The sequence below is a fragment of the Micromonospora sp. WMMD710 genome, assembly GCF_029626045.1.
In the GTDB taxonomy this organism is placed as follows: domain Bacteria; phylum Actinomycetota; class Actinomycetes; order Mycobacteriales; family Micromonosporaceae; genus Micromonospora.
In genome coordinates this window covers 1,322,615-1,340,547 of the sequence record NZ_JARUBD010000001.1, presented here as the reverse complement: position 1 = coordinate 1,340,547, position 17,933 = coordinate 1,322,615, and the positions used below count along the sequence as shown (strand labels likewise).

The following is a 17,933-nucleotide window of genomic DNA, read 5'->3' as shown; positions in this document are numbered from 1 at the left end:
CGCCTAATCCCTTCCGGCCTGGTCGACCTCACCGGGCCCCGACGGGTCGCCGTCGACGGCCAGGACCAGCCGGGCCACCACCCGGTCACCCAGCAGATCCGCCTCCTCCGGGGTCAGGCCGGCGGGAACCCCGAGCTCGACCACCCGGTCCCGGACGGCCTGCAGCTGCCGCACGGTCAGCGGGGCCATGGGCTGTGGTGGCGCTTTCCGGCGTAGGCGGGCACGCAGCCAGCCGCCGACGCCCGAGCCCGCACGACTCGCACCAGCCCCGACCGACAGTCGGACGGTCTCGTCCAGGGCGATCCAGACCAGCGGGGTGACCAACGCCGCGGTCTCGGCCAGGCCGAACCCGAGCGGCTCCCGCCCGGGTCGACGCCGCGTCAGGCGACGCACCACGGTGTCGTCGTCGAAGCGGTGCAGTGCGTCGACGAGCACCAGTTCGTCGGGAGCCAGCTCTGCTACGACGTCACGCACCACATCGCGTACCAACTGTGGGGGCCGCACGCCCCGTCCGTCTGCCCGTTGAACGTCCGGCTCCATCGAAACTCCCCGCAGTGTCGCCGCCACCGGAAGGTACCGATTGTATTGACCGTCTCCACATTTCGATGGCCGGTAGCGGCCGAACCCGGTGCACGCGACCGGACCCAGGCCGCGTTGCGTGCTCGTGAACGGGAACTGCTCTGACCGCCGTCACGCTCCGCCGCGGCGCGTCCCACCGTGGTCGGCACGGCTACGACCGGACACCACGGCGCCGACATTCGTGTCCGACCGTGATCGGGACCGGCGGGTGCGTAACGTGCAGGGGTAAACGTTGTCGCGACGAGGAGACTTCATGTCCAAGCCACCGCTTCCCGAGGCCGCGGTCGCCATGCTCCAGAAGCCGAACCCCGCCGTCATCACCACCCTGCGCAACGGTGGCCAGCCGGTATCCGCCGCAACCTGGTACCTGTGGGAGGACGGCCGGATCCTGGTCAACATGGACGAGAGCCGCCGCCGGCTGGAACACGTCCGCAACGACCCCCGGGTGTCCCTCACGGTGCTCGACGAGGCCGGCTGGTACACCCACGTCAGCATCATCGGGCACGTCGCGCAGCTGCGCCCCGACGAGGGTCTCGCGGACATCGACCGGTTGTCGAAGCACTACACGGGCAACGCGTACCCACGGCGGGAACGCGCCCGCGTCAGTGCCCTGATCGAGATCGACCGCTGGCACGGCTGGGGCGCGCAGAAGGACAACAACCAGGTCGGCTGACCGCTGCCAACCACGCTGACGCCCTGGCGGGGCCACCGTCAGGGCGTCAGGGCAGCCCATGCCGCCTCGGCTGGGCGGCTCTTGACCGCACGGTGTGCTCGGCTTAGCTTCATCAATCAGATAAGTGTCTTTACTGATTGATTGCCGTCCTCGTGGGAGTGTGCCGATGCGACAACTCCGTCACCGCCGTCTCACCGCCGTCGTCACCCTGGCGGCCCTGCTGGTCACCGCCGCGCCACCCACCGCCGCGAGCGCGGGCGACAACGCGAAGCGCCGCGACGGCTACCACCGGGTCGGGTACTTCACCCAGTGGGGCATCTACGGCCGGGCCTTCCCGGTCAAGAAGCTCGACACCTCCGGCGCGGCGAGCCGCCTCACCCACCTCAACTACGCGTTCGGCAACGTCAGCGAGGACGGACGCTGCTATGTGGACGGCGGCCCGGGCGAGGGTGACGCCTGGGCTGACTACCAGCGGCCGGTCCCGGCCGAGGAGAGCGTCGACGGCGTCGCCGACGCCCCCGGCCAGGCGCTCAACGGTAACTTCGGCCAGCTCGCCAAGTTGAAGGCCAAGCACCCCGACCTGAAGGTGCTGATCTCGCTGGGCGGGTGGAGCTGGTCGACGTACTTCTCCAACGCCGCCCTCACCGACGCCTCCCGCAAGACGTTCGTCGCGTCCTGCATCGACCTGTACCTGAAGGGCAACCGCCCGGGCTCCCCCGGCGCCGCCGCCGGCGTCTTCGATGGCATCGACCTCGACTGGGAGTGGCCGAACTGGGACGGTGAGCTGGGCAACGTCATCCGCCCGCAGGACCGGGAGAACATCACCAAGCTGCTCGCCGAGTTCCGCCGGCAACTGGACGCGTACGGGCGTACGACCCGCACGCACCACCCGCTGACCGCCTTCCTGCCCGCCAACCCGGCCACCATGGACGCCGGCTACGAGGGCCGCAAGATCTTCACGTACCTGGACTTCGCGACGGTCCAGGGGTACGACTTCCACGGCGGGTGGGAAGCCGTGGCCAACCAGCAGTCGGCGCTGCGCGTGCCGGCGGGTTCGCCGGACAACCCGGACTTCTCCGTCGAGGTGGCCGTCGACGGCTGGATCACCCGCGGGGCGCCGCGTGCCAAGCTCGTCCTGGGCATCCCCTACTACGGTCGCGGCTGGACCGGCATCACCGGCGGCGGCAACGGCCTCTTCCAGCCGGCCGCGAGCCCCGCGCCGGCGACGTTCGAGGCCGGGTACGAGGACTACAAGTTGCTCAAGACCCTGGCCGGCAACGGTTACACCGTGCACCGCGACCTGCGCGCCGGGCACGCCTGGCTGTTCGACGGTACGACGCTCTGGACGTACGACGATCCGGCGGTCGTGCTGCAGAAGATGCTCTACATCCGGCGTACCGGCCTGGGTGGCGCGATGATCTGGTCGCTCGACGGCGACGACGACAATGCCACGCTGACCAAGACGATCGGCCTCGGCCTGACCACCTGGTAGCCGTACCCCGCTCGCCCGGCCCGTCGCCGGCCGATTCCCCGGTCGGCGGCGGGCCGGTGTCAGGTCAGTAGGTGTACCACCGCTCGCTGTACCGCCAGGCCGGGCTGCCATCCGACCGCGTGGGCAGCCGGTCCTCGTCAGGATCGGATGGGGTGACCCCGTGCAGGGTGCCGCCCGCGAAGTCGGGCCAGTTCGGTGACGTTGGCCCGCACGGCCGGCAGATCCTCCAGCGCCTGTTGGCTGGGCGTGGCGGTGCCGATCAGCAGCGCGGTCGACCTGCTCGGGTCGGGGCGGCTCACCGGTCGTTCGTCTCGACAGACGGTTCGTGATCGGCCAGAGTGCGTACGGCAGCCTCGATGAGCGCGGTGACCTGGTCCATGTCGCGGGCACGGCGGACGTCCAGCTCGGCGGACGATCCGCCGGGAAGGGTCAGCTTCACCGTCACGTCCTCGCGGCGGTGGGTCAGCCAGCCGGCGATCGCCTGCACAAGCACCATCACAGCGCCGCCACTGCCGACGGCCACCAACAACACGTCCGTTGCACCCGCCGACATCTCGTCGGGCGTCGTCGTCGAGCCGGGAGCGGGCGCGGCGGTCACCTGCCCGCGGAGCACATCCTCGGCGCGAAGCCACGACGCGAGGGAACGTCGAGCATCGGCAGAGGGAAGATCCGGATAGACCGAGAGCGTGATGGTCTCCTGAGACGCGGGCACCGTCTTCTCCTTCCGGCGAAGGCCAACCCCCCTTTGTCATCCTGCCAGGCGGCATCACCTTCGGGCAGCCCCGGAGAGTCACCGAAGTCGATCAGACCTTGACCGCCACATCAGCCGATTCATAGGCTCCGGCCACTGCGAGGCTTTCCCCCAAGAAGGGAACCCGAGACATGGCCCCATCGTCGCGTCCGTTCTGGAAGATTCCCCCGAGGCGGCTGGCGGGAGCCGCCACGATCGCGCTCCTGCTCGGCATGACCCCCCTGCTCAGCGGCACCTCGGCCGCGAGCGCCGCCCGGCCCTCCCCGTGCCGCACCGACCCGACCGCCCGGTTGGACACCGTGCCCAGCCCGGAGGCCGTGTTCGGCTTTCCGCTCGGGGCGGGTCAGGAGCGGGTCGTCACCAACGAGGAGGTCCGGACGTACCTCGGGGCCGTCGACCACGCCTCCGACCGGGTCGTCACCGGAGTGATGGCCACAAGCGTGCTCGGCCAGCCGCTGCCGTACGCGGTGGTGTCCAACGAGCGCAACGTCCGGCCGGCGGCCCTGCGCCGGATCGCCGACGACGTACGGGACCTGCGTGATCCCCGCCGGACCAGCGCGCGGACCGCCGCCCGGACGGCGAAGGACAGCCCGGCCATCGTCTGGGTCGCCGCGAACGTGCACGGCGGCGAGAAGAGCGGCACCGACGCGGCACTCAAGACGCTGTACGAGTTGGCGGCCGGCCTGTCCTGCGCGGTCGAGCAGCGCAACGACAACCTGGTCACCATCATCGTTCCCACCCAGAATCCGGACGGCCGCGACGCGACCCGGCGGCAGAACGAGTTCGGGTTCGACATGAACCGGGACTGGTTCGCGCGCACCCAGCAGGAGACCGACGGCAAGCTCGAACTGCTGCGCCGCTACCCGCCGCAGGTGTTCATCGACGCGCACGAGATGGGCGGCCGGCAGTACTTCTTCCCGCCCAACGCCGACCCGATCCACCACGAGATCGCCGGCGAGGCGGTGGACTGGATCAACCGGATCGGCGAGGCCAACAAGGCGGGCTTCGGCTACAACGGCGCCTGCGACGACACCGTCACCACCGAGTGCTACTTCAACTACGACACGTACGACATGTTCTTCATGGGTTACGGCGACACCGTGCCGACCACCGGCTTCGGCGCGGCCGGCATGACGTACGAGAAGGGCAGCGCGTCGGCGGTGGCCGACCGGGTGCAGCAGCAGTTCCACACCCACACGTTCTGGGCCAACGGCTACACAGTGGGCGCGGACGCGCTCAAGGGGACGGCCGCCGTCGTGGACGAGCCGACCGGCGCCGGCAGGGCGGTGCTGTTCGCGTTCAATCCGCTCTTCCGGGCGTACAACGAGAATGGTCTGCACCTGGTGGCCAACGCGCTGCTGTACCCGGCCGGCGCGGCTGACGCCCGACGGACGCCGGGCCTCGACGCGGCGCGCGCCAGCGCCGCCGCCGCGCCTGTTGCTCCGGACCTGGGCGGCGGGTGGCGGCCGATCACCATCGAGGTCGCGGCGACGGACCTGCCGCGCACCCGGGCCATCGTCGAGCGCTTCACCGCCGACACCCGAACGTCCGCGAAGGACGATTCGGTGTACGTCGTGATCCCGAACCCGCAGGGACTCCAGGCCGACGAACACCCGTTCGCGAAGGATCTGGTACGCGCGCTGCGCGACGCGCGAGTGCCACTGCGGTCGGTGGTCGCCTGACAGAGCCCCGCACAGCGAAGCGCCCGTCCCCGATCGGGGGCGGGCGCTTCCGCGTGTTGGAGGTGGTTACGGCCGCCGGGCGACCTCGGCGACGAACGCCCGCCACGACGCCGGCCCGAACACCAGCGCCGGCCCTTCAGGATCCTTGGAGTCCCGCACGCCCACGATGCCCGGCAGATTGTCCGCAACCTCGACGCAGTTGCCGCCGCCGGAGCCACTGCGGGTGGATCTCCGCCACACAGCGTCGATCAGGTCCATGATGTCTCTACTTCCCTCATCAGAACGAGTGACTGGCGGCGGGGCAGCGCCTCACTGCGGACCATCTCCCACCTCGACATGAGGGTGCCCGACCTGACCGAACGCTTCACCGGCTGGGCGTCCGCGCGGTAGCTGGGCCGCGGGGGTAGATCTTGGACAGTTTCCGTTAGCGCGGAACGGAAAGTGTCCAAGATCTGGTGGCGAGAGGCTCGGACGGCGGCGAGACTCCCGGGAATGGTGCCCCCCGACGATGCCGACGCACTCGAATGGCTCGCCTTCGAGCAGGCGGGCGTGCTGACCACCGCGCAGCTCTCCGGGCTGCTGAGTGAGGGCACGGTTCGTGGCCGGATCAGCTCCGGCCGATGGCGGTCGATCTGCCGAGGCGTTCTGCTGACCGGCAACGGTCGCCTCACCCGCGACCAGCAACTCTGGGTCGCGGTGCTCGCCGCCGGGCCGGCCGCGGTGCTCGCCGGTGTCACCGCCGCGGCCGAAGCCGGGGTACGCGGACTACGACGCGAACCGCTGCACGTGCTGGTCCCAGCCACCCGTCGCGCCGCACGGACCACCCTGCGTCGACTGCCGATCGACATGCCTGGCGTCCTCGTTCACCGCACGTCGGTGCTGCCCGAGGCCCATCTCCAACTCGCCCGTCCACCGCGAACGACGACGGCGCGGGCACTGGTCGACGCGGCGGGCTGGGCGGCCGGTGTGGACGAGGCGCAGGCGCTGCTAGCCGCCGGCTGCCAGCAGAGGCGGGTGCTGCCCGAGGAACTGGACGCTGTGCTCGCCGTCCTACGCCGCGCACCCCGCCGGCAACTGATCCAGCAGGCCGTCACCGACATCGCCGGCGGCGCGCAGGCGCTCTCCGAGATCGACTTCCTGCGGCTCTGCCGCCGGCACCGGCTGCCCGCGCCCGACCTGCAGAGACACCGGGTCGATGCGGCGGGCCGAAACCGGTGGCTGGACGCGTACTGGCGGGAGTGGCGGGTGCAGGTGGAGGTCGACGGCGCGCACCACATGGACGCCCGGCAGTGGGCGGCGGACATGCGCCGGCAGAACGACATCTGGACCAGCGGGGACCGGATCCTGCGCTTTCCCGCGTGGCTGGTCCGTGCCCGCCCCGACGAGGTCGCCGAGACCGTCCGCCGTGCCCTCGTCGCCGCAGGCTGGACGGCAACCCCGCCCCTGCGCCGCCCTGGGCAGAAGTGACCGTCCAGCGCCGCCGCTCATGGTTTACGGCCGACGCCGCTGTAACCGGTGCCGGCGACCTCCGGATCGTCGGTTGCCGGCGGCTCGGCGTACGGCCACATGTTGACCAGCCCGGGTGGCTCCAGGACGAAGTCGCCGAAGAACCTCGCGATGTCCGCGTGGCTGCGCGGCACGAACGGGCTGTTGGCACGCTGGTAGATCGCGGAGATGCGGGCCATCAGCTCGGGGTGCGCATCCGTGCCGGCGTGCGACAGCGCCAGGTAGCTGCCGGGTGCGAGGGCGTCGCGGTAGCTCGCCACGATCCGCTGCGGACCCTGCTCGTCGGGCACCAGGTGCAGCACGAACATCATCAGCACCGCGACCGGGCTGCCGAAGTCGATCGCGCCGCCGATCTCCGGGTGGGCGAGGACCTGCTCGGGGTGTCGCAGGTCGGCCTGTAGCACCGACACCGCCTTCGAGTCGGCGAGCAGAGCGCGGCCGTGCGAGCAGACCACCGGGTCGTTGTCGACGTAGACGACACGCACCTCCGGGTCGATGCGGTGAGCGATCTCGTGCACGTTGTCCCGGGTGGGCAGCCCGGAGCCGAGGTCCAGGATCTGCCGGATGCCCTTCTCCTCGACGAGGTGGCGAACCGTGCGGGCGATCAGCTCGCGGCCCTGCCGGGCGGCCTCGGGCATCCACGGCGCGACCTGCAACACCATCTCGGCGGCGGCCCGGTCGGCGGCGAAGTTGTCCTTGCCGCCGAGGTAGTAGTCGAACATCCTGGCCGCGTTCGGCCGGTCCGGTTCCAGGCCGACCTCGGGCTCCGACTGTGTCACGACCGACCACCTCTCCCCCGTCGATCCCGCAGCCTAACGTCCACGGTGGCCGACCGGCTGCCCCTCCGGTCGGCTTGCGGACAACCACCGGGCCGGATCACGACAGCGGTCACGGCACCGCGCGGCGCAGGCTGGCGGCGATCGCCGACGACGGGCGTCGGTCGGAGGAGGCGCGCGGCCCATGGGCGTACCCCGGGCAGGGCCGGTGGGTCGCACGGCGCTCGCCGGTTGCCTCGCCCTGCTGCTGATGTCCACCACCGTCGGGTGCCGCCGGTCGCGTTCCGCGCCTGCACCGGCGGGCGCCGCCGCCACGGTCGGCCCCACCGTCGCGGTGTCCCAGCCGTCCTACCGGTTGGGTGAGCAGATCAGCCTCCGGATGAAGCTGACCAACAACCGGGACGCCGAGTGTCAGCTCAGCCGGGTGCCGGACGGGGCGGTGACCGTGCTGTCGCTGACCCGCGACGGCACGCCTGTCGCGCCCGCCATCGGCGGTGCCGCCTACTACCGGGACTTCACCGCGTACCTGATCGGCAACCTGGTCCGGGTGCCACCGCGCGGGTCGGTGGAGCTGACCATCGGCAGCGACCCGCAGAGCCCGGTGGGCGCGGCGTTGACGACGTCCGCTCCGGACGGTCGCGGCGGGGCCACCGTCACGTGGTGGCCGGTCGACCAGCCGGGGGCGTACCGGCTGGTGGTGGGCTACCTGCGGGCACCGCTGCGGGGAGTGCCGGCGGACGCCTGCGCCGCGACGGCCGAGCAGGGCACCGTCGCGTTCGAGGTGCGGGGCGGGTGAGCGGCGTGCGCGCGATCCGGGCCGGGTTGATCCTCGCGGGCGTGCTGGTGCTGCTCGCACCATCGGCCGCGGCCGCCGTGGTCACCGTCGAATCCGACCTGCAGACGGAGTACGCGGGCTGCGTCGGACAGATCCGCGGCTCCGGCAACGGGGCCGTGCTCGACGAGTTGGAACGCTCCGGCAAAAAGATCAAGGTCCGTAGGCCCATCTTCGGCTCGGAGAGCAGCACCACGACGTACGTCCCGGGCAGCGACGTGCAGATCAACTGGGTGCCGGAGAACGACGGGCGGAAGCTGGACGACGAGGGCGCAGGCTTCACCGAGGACCAGTGCGCCACCCTGATCCACGAGATGAACCATGCCCTCGACGAGGTGAACGACACCGACCGGGGCCAGTTCTGCACCCAGGGCGGCCAACAGGCGAGCACAGTGGACCCCGCCGAGGTGCACGCGGTGTTGGCGGAGAACGCGTACCGCAAGGCGGTCGGCGTGCCGACGCGCCCGTCGTACGGTGGTATGAAACTGCCGGCCAACGGCAAGGACTGCGACCAGCCCAGGCCCCGACCGCCCGGCGGTGGGGGTTGCTCGATCTCGGTGATCGGCAAGGGTTACCGCTGCGCCAACAGCAACGGCGACCCGCACCTGCTCACCTACGACGGCCAGCGCTACGACTTCCAGGCCGCCGGCGAGTTCGTGCTCAGCCGCTCGACGACTGACGACTTCGAGGTCCAGGTACGCCAGACGATGTTCCCGGCCAGCTCGGTGGTGGCGGTGAACTCGGCGGTCGCGGCCCGGGTGGCCGGCGACCGGGTCGGCGTGTACGCGACACCCGACGGCCCGGCGGTCCGGGTGAACGGCGGCTCGCCCGTGTCCGCGCCTGACGGGGTGAAGCTGCCGCGCGGCGGCACCGTCACGAGCTGGTACGACGGCACGATCACGGTGGACTGGCCGGACGGCACGCAGCTGACCGCGCACCCGATCGGTGTGTGGGGGTTGAGCGTGAGCGTCGGCGCACCGCCCGCACGCGCCGGGACGCTTGAGGGTCTGCTCGGCGACCACGACGGTGATCCGGGTGACGACCTGAGCGTCCGCAACGGGGCGAGGGTGGCGTCGCCGCCCACGTTCGAGGCGTTGTATCCGGGCTTCGCCGACAGCTGGCGGGTCGAGGCGCAGCGGTCGTTGTTCGACTACGAGCCGGGCCAGTCCACCGCCACGTTCACCGACCGGCGCTTCCCCGAGCGGCAGCTCGCCGTCGACGACCTGCCCAACCGGGCCACCGCGGAACTCGTCTGCCGGCGGGCCGGCGTGACCGATCCGCGTGCCCTCGCCGAGTGTGTGCTCGACGTCGGCCTCACCGGGCAGGTGGCGTTCGCGACCGACGCCGCACGGGCCCAGCGCGCCACACCCGGTGCCGGTGACGTCAGCCTGGAGGTGACGCGGCCCGGTGCCACCGCCGCCCTGAAGGTGCCCGGCCGGGCCGGTCAGAAGATCTTCGTCGAGGTGCCGGCGGCCACCACACCGGACCGGTGCGGCATCCTGCTGCTGCTCGACCCGCAGGGCCGCCAACTGGCGACCGGCTGCGTGATCTCGGGTGTCGGCTTCATCGACACCACCACCCTCGCCGTCACCGGCGACCACCAGGTGGTGCTCGACCCGTGGGACGCCGACCTCGGCCGGGCGACGGTGCGGGTCGTCACCGTGACCGACGAGGACAAGACGCTCACCCTCGACGGGCCGGCGGTGCGGGCGACGCTCGCCCAACCGGGGGCGGTGAGCCGCCTGGCGTTCGACGGTCGCGCCGGCCAGAAGGTGTTCCTCCAGGTCACCGGCGCCACCCTGCCCGACCGCTGCGGGCTGCTCCTGCTGCGCGACCCGGCCGGCGAACAGGTGGCCAGCGGCTGTGTCATCGGCGGCACGGGGTACGTCGACGGCGTCGTCCTACCGGTCACCGGCGGGTACGTCCTGGAGGTCGACGGGACCTCCACCGACACCGGCTCAGCGGACGTGCGGCTGCGCGACGCCCACGACGAGCAGGCCGACACCGTCGCCGACGGCCGTGCCGTGACGCTCACCGTCAGCCGACCCGGCGCCGTGAGCCGGCTGCGGTTCCCCGCCGACGCGGGTCGCCGCGTCGCCGTCGAGGTGACCGCGGCGAGCCTGCCCGACCGGTGCGGGATCCTGCTGCTCAACGGGCCGGACGGCGACACGGTGGCCAGCGGCTGCGTCATCGGCGGGAGTGGACGGTTCGAGACGGACCCGTTGCCCAAGCGCGGCACGTACACGCTGCTGCTGGACCCGGGGGCCGACGAGACCGGCACGGCGACGCTCACCGTCCGCCAGGTCGGCTGACCGTGGTCCGGCCGGCCCGACGGGCCGGCCGGTCCACAGCGTCAGCCCATCGCGCAGACGGTGCCGTTGAGACGGAACGCGGTGGGCAGCACGTTCGGTCCGCTGTACGCGCCGACGAAACCGGCGCTCACGCTGGCGCCGGCGGCGATCTGCCGGTTGTCGTCGGTCGGGGTGACCCGCACGGCGGTGCCGACCTGCTCCCAGGTGGCGCTCCACCCGCTGCTCACCTGCTGCCAGCCGGTCGGCCAGGTCCAGGTGAGCGTCCACCCGTTGATCGGCATCGTACCGTTGTTGGTGATCTCCACTCCGCCGATGTAGCCGTTGCCCCAGTCGTTGTCGGCGGTGAAGCGGACGGTGCACGTGCTGGTGGCCGGGCCGCCGGTGGCGAACGTGAGCGGCGGCGACGACCAGGACACCCGACCGGCGGTGTCGCGGGCCAGCACGTTGACGGTGTACCTGCTGCCCGGCACCAGGTTGCCGACCGTGAACGAGGTGGCGGCCGTCTCGCCCACCTGCTCGCTGACCGCGCCGTTCTGCCGGTGGACCTCGTACTTGGCGATCGGGCTGGCACCCGGGGTGGACGCCGGCCAGGTGATCGTCGCGGAGCGGTCGGTGACGCCACTGACGGTGGGTTGGCCCGGCGCCGAGGGCCGCCCGGCCGTCGCGCCGGCCGGTCGCAGCACGAGCGTCGTCAACGAGTACGGCGGCAGCGTCCGGCTGGTCGCGAAGCCGGACTGGCTGGTGTCGATGCCGGTGGCGCCGTTGGTGAGGGTGGAGACCGTCGGCGCGGCGGTCGACGGGGTGAACCCGGCCTAGTCGATGGCGACCGGGTGCGCGTTGTCCGGGTCCTTGTTGACCAGCAGCACCGCCAGGTCGCCGTTGGCGCGCCGGACGGCGTGCGCGGTGACCAACGGCTCGTCGGTGCCGGCACGGACGAACTGGTCCCCGGCCTTCGCGAAGAGCTTCATCATGGTCAGCCCGTGGTAGGGCGCGAACGGCGTGTTCAGCGGCGGCTCACACACCGAGCCGTCGGAGGTGCAGGCACCGCTGGAGAGCATGCCGAAGTCACCGTAGTCGGTCTGGCCCGCCACCTCGCTCACCGTGCCGATGCCGTTGTGCACGTTCCACCAGTGGACGGTGAAGGCGCCGTTCTCCAGCAGCGTGCTGTACGCGTCGGCCAGGAACAGCGCCGCCGGCTGCGTGGTCCGCCCGGCGTCGACGTTCAGCTCGGTGAAGCTGATGCCGATGCGGTCGGCGTTCGCCCCGGCGAAGCGGGTGATCTGCTGCCGGAGCAGGTAGCTCGCGTCCGGGATCTGGTTGGTGCGGGTCAACGACTCCGCGGCGGTCCCACCCGGATACCAGTGCACGTCCACGAAGTCGATCTTCGGGCCGGTGATGGAGAGCACCGTCCGGTTCCACGGGCCCGGGTCGCCGCCGGCGGTGATCCCGTCCGGCCAGTTGCCCGGCATCGTCAGCACCGCGCCGACCTTGACACTCGGGTCGACGGCCTTCATCGCGTCGGCGTACTCGACGACCAGCCGCGCGTACTGGCTGGCGCTCTTGTCCGGGTGGTCGTCCGCCTCCCACGCCGACCCGTAGAGGCCGTTGCCGTAGTTCTCGTTGCCGACCGTCCAGTACTTCGCCCCGTACCCCTTTGTCACGTTGGCGTACCGCACCCAGTCGGCCGCCTCGGCGGGCGTGCCGGTGCCGTAGTTCGCGATGATCATCGGCTGTGCGCCGACGCGCCGGACCGCCGCCATGAAGGTGTCGAAGTCGGTGTTCGGTGCCACGTAGCCGCCGGGCGCGGTGTGGTCCTTCCAGTGGTAGATGTCGGCGTACGAACCGCCCGGGTAGCGCATCATCTGCACGCCGGCGTCGCGCAGCAGGTCCGACGTCTCGGCGGTGCCCAGGTTCGAGTCCCAGATGGCGTGGTTGACGCCCAGCGCGGTGTCGGCGACTGTCGCCAGCCCTGCGCGGGCGTTGACGGTGACAGCGACGGTGGCCGGATCGGGCGCCGCGCTGGCGGTCGGAGGATTGACGCCGGACAGGGCAGTCGCGGCGAGCAGCAGGCTCACCAGGAGCGCCGCGCGGCTTTTCGGGTTACGCATGGGCTGGGGTTCCTTCACGGAGAACGAACAGTGAGTCGCCCGTCCGTCCGGAGGCCCTGATCGGACCCCGGCTGCCCTGTGGACGGGTGTCAGCTCCGCGCGCGGAAATTATCGACGGTCAAGAATGTCATGCGCGGTCCGACCAGCTCAAGCGGGGACGCTCCCGCCGTCGGCGGTCGGGGCGCGGCGACGGCGGCGCGCGACGTACCCAGCCAGCGCCAGCAGCACGACGGCCTCGACCACCAGCACGGTGACCGCCCAGCCGGGCCCGATCCAGCGGGCCAGCGAGTCGTACCAGAAACGGACGAGCAGGATCAGCACGGTCACCGCGAAGACAGCCGACGCCACCCCGTACCCCGTGTAGATCAGCCGTTCGCGGCGCCGGTAGCCGGCGGTCGCGCGCCGACCGCCGCGCAGCAGCCGCCCCCAGAATCGGTACGTGTCGGCGCGCAGGTCGGCGAGGTTGAGGGCGTGGCTGAGCATGTGGTAGCCGTCCAGCCGCAGGAACGGCACGAGGTTGAGCGCGGCGGTCGCGGTGCCGAACAGCAGCATGGTGCCGGCCAGGTCCCGCAGCGCGCCGGGCCCGGCCCAGGCGCGGATGGCGGCGAACGGCACCAGCGCCAGCATGCTGACGAACACGCCGGCGAACGCGGTGGCGACCCGCCGCCGGGGGGTGAACAGCACGATGTCGTCGACCTTGCAGTACGGGGCCAGCAGCGGGAACCGCCACATCACCCCGATCTCACTGACCCGCCCGCCGAAGTGTCGGCAGGTCAGGCCGTGCGCGCACTCGTGCAGGAAGACGATCAGCCAGGTGATCACCACGGCGGCCACGATCGCGGCGAGCGGACGGTGCCCACCGCCCACCCCGGTCAGCAGATCCGGCAGGTGCGCCACGACGTACCCGGTCACGACGAGCACGGCCAGCAGGGCGGGCAGCACGAACCACCAACTGAACAGCGGGCCGAGCCGGGGCAGCAGTCGGGTGAAGAGGGCGTCCGGGTCGAACAGCGGCCAGCGGGCCGACAGCGGCCCACGCCGGGCCTTCGCGGCGCCCTCGGCGGCGGACGCGGTCAGGCGGGCGATCTCCCCCGGATCGGTGGCGCCGTCGAGCAGTTGCCGGCGGTGCAGCATGCCGAAGAGCTGCTGCCAGTTCTCCGGCCCGAGCCGACGCTTGAACGTCGCGGCGTACTCGGCGGCGATGTCGTCGAGGGTGCGGGTGCCGTCCATCCGGGAGAGCAGGAAGTGCTCGCGTGGGCCGACCCGGTAGAACCAGCCGGTCTCGGCGTCCCGGACGTGGTGCACGAGCTTCTCGCCGCGCCACTGTCCGGGGCCGAGCGCCACCCCGTCGCGCAGTCGGGGGCGGGTCCAGGTCGCGTCGACGGTGGTCATCGCGTGCCGGCCGGCGCCTCGTCGAGCAGCGCGGCGCGCAGCAGATACGACAGGTAGATCTCGTCCAGGATGCTCACCCCGAGCCGGTTGTTGGTCATGTGCACGTACGAGCTGAGCAGGATGGGCAGCGCGGCGTCGAGGTCGGTGACCGGTGTCGGGTCCGCCCCGCCGCGCTGGAACAGCAGGTCGCCGCCCTCGGCGAGGGCCACCACCCGGTCCCGCAGCGCGGCGCAGTGCGCCAGCCAGCGGCCCTCGACGCCACCGAGGCGCGCCGCCGACCGGTCCCGGGCCGCCGCGCGGATGTCGGCGAGCCGGCCGCGCAGGGCGGTGTCCATCCGCCGGTAGCTGGTGTCGAAGCTGGCGTGGTAGTCGTCGCTGGGCTCCGAGTAGGAGACCTCCCAGAACGTCCGGTACTCATCGAGGAAGCCGGCGATCCGCGTGTCGTCGTCGAGGAAGACGGCACACATCATCATCGTGAGCTGGGCGGAGAGGCCGAGCAGCACCGGCCGGACGTGCACGTTGGTGGTGGCCAGCAGGTCGAGCACCACGTCGCTGGAGTGCTCGAAGTGCCACTCGGCCAGCTCGATCCCGGCGGGCCCGCCGTAGCGGCCGTACTCCCGCTCGTACGGGATGTGGTGGTGGCTGTTGTTGGCCCGGATGGGCATCACGCCGTCCGGGCCGTACTCCTCGTCCCACCGCTGCTGGCCGTACTCGGCGAGGAACATCTGCCGGTACAGGTCACCGAGGCCGGCGCTGTCCACCTCGTACAGGGCGGGCCGGCGGCGCAGGAACGCCTCGATGGCCGCGTCCACCCGGGCGCGGACCACCGCTGGGTCGACGCCGGGGGCGGGCAGCACCCGCAGGCGTACGTGTGGCCCCTCCATCCAGTACTTGATGAAGAAGTACCTGCTGATCAGCCCTTCGGCCCGCAGCTCGTCCACCAGCGGCCGGACGCCCTCGACGAGCATCGGGTTGGCGTTGCTGGCGTAGAAGACGTGCACGCTGAGCCAGCCGTGGTCGACAGGCGAAGGGTAGTCAGTCATCGTTCACTCCGTCTCGGACACCGTTGAGTTCGACGGTCAGCTCGGTGACGTACGTGCCGGCGTCGCCGCGCACCATCTGCTCGTCGCGGCCCGGCAGCATCTCGGTCAGCACGAGTCGACTGCCGGCGCCGCGCACCGTCGTGTCGAGCAGGTGCAGCGAGAAGTGGCTGTCGAAGTCCACGTAGAGCGGCTTGTGGTCCGGCCGGGTCGCGGCCTGGGCGCCGTCGTCGCCGGCCGCCGGGGTGAGCCGGGTGCCCTCCGGGGTGGCGAAGACCCGCCTCGGCAGCCCGTTGTCGCGCCGCCACCGCTGCCACGCCAGGAACCACTGTGCGTCGCTCTGCTCGGGCGTACGGGTCGGCAGGTGGTCGGGGTGCAGCTTCCACATCCGCCGTTGCAGCACCACGTCGCCGTGCACGATGCGCGGGTAGCCGACGATGCCCCGGCCGGGCAGCGGCACGGTCGTGCCGGCCCACAGGTCGGGCTGGGCCATACCCAGGTAGGCGAAGGTGAGCAGCACCTGCTGCACCTCCGGCAGCGCCATCGGCAGCAGGAACCCCAGGTAGACCGGGATCACCTCGGCGTCGAGGCGCCGCGAGCGCAGCAGCAGCCGGTCGCCCACCGGATCGTGCTCGACGCTGAGGTCGTCCATGTCGATCTGCTCGGCCGCCGGTCGGTGGCTGATCTCCCCCGGGCACACCAGCTCGTACGGGGTGACCACCGGGTGCAGGTTGAGGTTGGTGGCGTCGTACCCGCCCTTGAGTTCGGCGAGCACCGCGCCGGGCGGCTGGAGACGCAGCAGCTCGGCGCGCAGCGCCCCGGCGAGGTCCTGCTCGGCGAAGAGGTGCGCGAAGCGGGAGAAGAGCAGCGTCATCCCGGAGTAGACCCGGTTGACCACCACCCGGTGCCGGCCGCCCTGGTCGGCGAGCTGGAGGAAGAACGACCGGGGGTCGAGCGTGCCGAGCGTCTCGGGCACCATGGCGGCGACGTCGGCCATGAACGCGTCGTCGAGGGTCAGCTCCTCGGCGTCGGCGGGCAGCCGGTCGTACGCGTCGTTCATCCGCCGGGCCACCTCCAGGCGGGCATCGTCCAGTGCGGTGATCTCGTCCTGCCGGAACCAGTTCTCCTGCCGGACGTAGCGGTTGTCCTCGTCGAACGCGCGGCGGCGCATCATCCGACCGCTGTAGTGCTCGAAGAAGTCCTGCTGGAACTCGTGGGCGAAGGTGAGCAGGTCGTCGCAGCGCCCGCCGTCGCCGTACCGGGCGCGGAAGAAGCCCTTGGTGGCCAGCCGGCGAGGCAGGTTGATGTCGAACACCGGCATGATCCGGGCCAGCGCCCGCAGGCCGGGCAGGATCTCCCGCTCCCAGCGGGCGCGGTCGGCGGTGACCGGGGCGTCGGTGTGCCGGGTGGCGTCCTCATAGACGAGGGTGCGCGGGGCCGGAACGTCGGGGAGTCCGAGGTCGGCGTGCGCGGCGACCAACTCGTCGCGGATCCCGTCCAGCGCGCGGCGGCGGCCCGGCACGTCCTGCTCCGGAAACGCGGTGGCCAGCCGGTTGGCCCTGGCCACCCGCTCGGCGAGGCGGTGGGACCAGTCCCTGTCGATCTGCCGCAGCGCGCCGCGGTAGCCCTCGACCGGGTCGTCGGCGTGGATGTCCAGTTGCAGGTTCGGCACCACGAGCAGGCCGACGCGCAGCAGGTGGTGCAGGTACTGGGCGACCTCGTCGGCGGGCCGTCCGTCGGTGGTCAGCTCGGTGACCAGGTCGGCCATCCGCCGTACCCGGCCGCCGTCGAGGGCGGCCAGGATGTCGTGCAGCACCCGGCCGGTGGGGAGCACGAACAGCGACTCGTGGATCGACTCCAGGGTGATCGCGGCCTCGCCGTCCTCCGAGCTGGTCCGCCGGCGGCGCAGGTAGCGCAGCCGGCCGTGGGCGATGCGCCACCCGGTGGTCAGGGTCACCGGCAGGTCGGGGCGCAGCGTCTCGTCGGCGAGCACGATGGCCGAGAGCCGGCCCAGCGCGGCGAGGTTGAGCCGGGCGCTGCCGCGCGTCGCCGCGACCGTGTCGGCGGTGCTCGGAACGACGTGCAGCAGCTCGCCGGTGCCGCTCGCGAAGGTGCCGACGTTCACCGTGGTCAGCCGGCTGAACGGGCTGGTCTTGGCGGCGGTGCGGTAGGCGTACTCCAGCAGGGACCGCTCGATGCGACGGGCCCGCTTGCCCAGCGGGCCGGTCCCGGTGGCGTAGCCGGACAGGTAGCGGTCCAGCGACGGGGAGGCGAGCAGGATGCCGCCGCGCAGGTCCGGGTCGTCGGCGAGGGCCCGCAGCAGCGTGCGCCGGCTCGCCAGCTCGTCGTCGAGCACCGCCGGGCCGGCGGCCAGCTCCGTCCGGTACGCCGCGAAGGTCTCCAGCCAGCGGGTCAGCTGCCGGTGGGTGTCCGCGCCGACGGCATCGACCGGCCAGGCGGCCGGGTCGGCCGGGCGGGGCGCGCGGAGGTTGAACACGTCACGGCGCAACCGGATGAGGCGCTGCCGCAGCCCGTCGTCGCTCAGGTTGCGGCCCACCGCGCTCTGCAACGCGTCGGCCAGGTCCCGTCCGGTGGCGCGCAGCCGGTCCTCCAGGTCGAGCACCCGGCGGGCCCATTCGGCGCTGCGGTCGACGGCGAGCCGGTCGGCGACCTCGATCGGCAGTCCGGCGGTGCGCAGCATGAACACCCCAGGCATCCGCCAGGAGATCGGGGTCGCCGGTCGTGCGGGCAGGGACACCGTCACGGGTCTCTCCTTCGTCGGGTCGGCGC

The 17,933-nt window shown here is 71.9% G+C and carries 14 protein-coding genes and 1 pseudogene; 6 read left to right on the top strand and 9 right to left on the bottom strand.

Annotated elements, in window-relative coordinates:
• Positions 1–3: 3 nt before the first annotated feature.
• Positions 4–474, bottom strand: coding sequence for a hypothetical protein (locus O7620_RS06080; protein ID WP_278122224.1), 471 nt, complete (start codon positions 472–474; stop codon positions 4–6).
• Positions 475–832: 358 nt separating this feature from the next.
• On the opposite strand from O7620_RS06080, the gene O7620_RS06075 reads away from it, so the two are divergent.
• Together O7620_RS06075 and O7620_RS06070 are read left to right on the top strand one after the other, a co-directional pair.
• Positions 833–1,252, top strand: coding sequence for a PPOX class F420-dependent oxidoreductase (locus O7620_RS06075; RefSeq protein WP_278122223.1), 420 nt, complete (start codon positions 833–835; stop codon positions 1,250–1,252).
• A 166-nt stretch (positions 1,253–1,418) separates the two neighbouring features.
• Positions 1,419–2,744, top strand: a complete 1,326-nt coding sequence (locus tag O7620_RS06070) for a glycoside hydrolase family 18 protein (RefSeq protein WP_278122222.1) — start codon at positions 1,419–1,421, stop codon at positions 2,742–2,744.
• Between the two features lie 137 nt (positions 2,745–2,881).
• On the opposite strand, the gene O7620_RS06065 is transcribed toward O7620_RS06070, so the two are convergent.
• Positions 2,882–3,043, bottom strand: a complete 162-nt coding sequence (locus O7620_RS06065; RefSeq protein ID WP_278122221.1) for a hypothetical protein — start codon at positions 3,041–3,043, stop codon at positions 2,882–2,884.
• Positions 3,040–3,456 (bottom strand): hypothetical protein, encoded by a 417-nt coding sequence (locus O7620_RS06060; protein WP_278122220.1) that lies wholly within the window; start codon positions 3,454–3,456, stop codon positions 3,040–3,042. The genes O7620_RS06065 and O7620_RS06060 overlap by 4 nt, the downstream gene beginning before the upstream one ends.
• Positions 3,457–3,626: 170 nt before the next feature.
• Here O7620_RS06060 and O7620_RS06055 point away from each other — a divergent pair, with 170 nt between their 5' ends.
• Entirely contained in the window at positions 3,627–5,177 is a 1,551-nt protein-coding gene (locus O7620_RS06055) for a M14 family zinc carboxypeptidase (RefSeq protein ID WP_278122219.1), read from the top strand.
• A 66-nt stretch (positions 5,178–5,243) separates the two neighbouring features.
• Here O7620_RS06055 and O7620_RS06050 read toward each other — a convergent pair whose 3' ends face one another.
• Positions 5,244–5,435 (bottom strand): DUF397 domain-containing protein, encoded by a 192-nt coding sequence (locus O7620_RS06050; RefSeq protein ID WP_151488661.1) that lies wholly within the window; start codon positions 5,433–5,435, stop codon positions 5,244–5,246.
• Positions 5,436–5,669: 234 nt separating this feature from the next.
• On the opposite strand from O7620_RS06050, the gene O7620_RS06045 reads away from it, so the two are divergent.
• The gene (locus O7620_RS06045) at positions 5,670–6,644 is read left to right on the top strand and encodes a DUF559 domain-containing protein (RefSeq protein ID WP_278122218.1); all 975 of its coding nucleotides are present in this window, start codon (positions 5,670–5,672) and stop codon (positions 6,642–6,644) included.
• Between the two features lie 17 nt (positions 6,645–6,661).
• Here the strand turns inward: O7620_RS06045 and O7620_RS06040 are convergent, their stop codons facing one another.
• On the bottom strand, positions 6,662–7,462 hold the full coding sequence (locus O7620_RS06040; RefSeq protein ID WP_278122217.1) for an SAM-dependent methyltransferase: 801 nt from the start codon (positions 7,460–7,462) through the stop codon (positions 6,662–6,664).
• Between the two features lie 181 nt (positions 7,463–7,643).
• Between O7620_RS06040 and O7620_RS06035 the strand changes: the two genes are divergently transcribed.
• Positions 7,644–8,255, top strand: a complete 612-nt coding sequence (locus tag O7620_RS06035) for a hypothetical protein (protein ID WP_278122216.1) — start codon at positions 7,644–7,646, stop codon at positions 8,253–8,255.
• Entirely contained in the window at positions 8,252–10,603 is a 2,352-nt protein-coding gene (locus O7620_RS06030) for a VWD domain-containing protein (RefSeq protein ID WP_278122215.1), read from the top strand. The genes O7620_RS06035 and O7620_RS06030 overlap by 4 nt, the downstream gene beginning before the upstream one ends.
• 41 nt (positions 10,604–10,644) lie before the next feature.
• Here O7620_RS06030 and O7620_RS06025 read toward each other — a convergent pair.
• From O7620_RS06025 to O7620_RS06010, 4 genes and pseudogenes are all read right to left on the bottom strand, one after another.
• Positions 10,645–12,711, bottom strand: a pseudogene (locus tag O7620_RS06025) (cellulose binding domain-containing protein).
• 147 nt (positions 12,712–12,858) lie between these two features.
• On the bottom strand, positions 12,859–14,103 hold the full coding sequence (locus tag O7620_RS06020) for a hypothetical protein (RefSeq protein WP_278122214.1): 1,245 nt from the start codon (positions 14,101–14,103) through the stop codon (positions 12,859–12,861).
• Positions 14,100–15,146: a thiopeptide-type bacteriocin biosynthesis protein gene (locus O7620_RS06015; RefSeq protein ID WP_151488655.1), complete on the bottom strand. Its 1,047-nt coding sequence runs from the start codon at positions 15,144–15,146 to the stop codon at positions 14,100–14,102. Before O7620_RS06015 ends, O7620_RS06020 begins: the two co-directional genes overlap by 4 nt.
• A complete protein-coding gene (locus O7620_RS06010; RefSeq protein WP_278122213.1) occupies positions 15,139–17,907 on the bottom strand; it encodes a lantibiotic dehydratase in 2,769 nt (922 codons plus the stop codon). The genes O7620_RS06015 and O7620_RS06010 overlap by 8 nt, the downstream gene beginning before the upstream one ends.
• Positions 17,908–17,933: the final 26 nt, after the last annotated feature.

What these genes read in the sequence shown, in the direction of transcription:
- O7620_RS06075 (WP_278122223.1), top strand. Translation starts at nt 833, where the DNA reads ATGTCCAAGCCACCGCTTCCCGAGGCCGCGGTCGCCATGCTCCAGAAG.
- O7620_RS06070 (WP_278122222.1), top strand. Translation starts at nt 1,419, where the DNA reads ATGCGACAACTCCGTCACCGCCGTCTCACCGCCGTCGTCACCCTGGCG.
- O7620_RS06055 (WP_278122219.1), top strand. Translation starts at nt 3,627, where the DNA reads ATGGCCCCATCGTCGCGTCCGTTCTGGAAGATTCCCCCGAGGCGGCTG.
- O7620_RS06050 (WP_151488661.1), bottom strand. Translation starts at nt 5,435, where the DNA reads ATGGACCTGATCGACGCTGTGTGGCGGAGATCCACCCGCAGTGGCTCC.
- O7620_RS06045 (WP_278122218.1), top strand. Translation starts at nt 5,670, where the DNA reads ATGGTGCCCCCCGACGATGCCGACGCACTCGAATGGCTCGCCTTCGAG.
- O7620_RS06035 (WP_278122216.1), top strand. Translation starts at nt 7,644, where the DNA reads ATGGGCGTACCCCGGGCAGGGCCGGTGGGTCGCACGGCGCTCGCCGGT.
- O7620_RS06020 (WP_278122214.1), bottom strand. Translation starts at nt 14,103, where the DNA reads ATGACCACCGTCGACGCGACCTGGACCCGCCCCCGACTGCGCGACGGG.
- O7620_RS06015 (WP_151488655.1), bottom strand. Translation starts at nt 15,146, where the DNA reads ATGACTGACTACCCTTCGCCTGTCGACCACGGCTGGCTCAGCGTGCAC.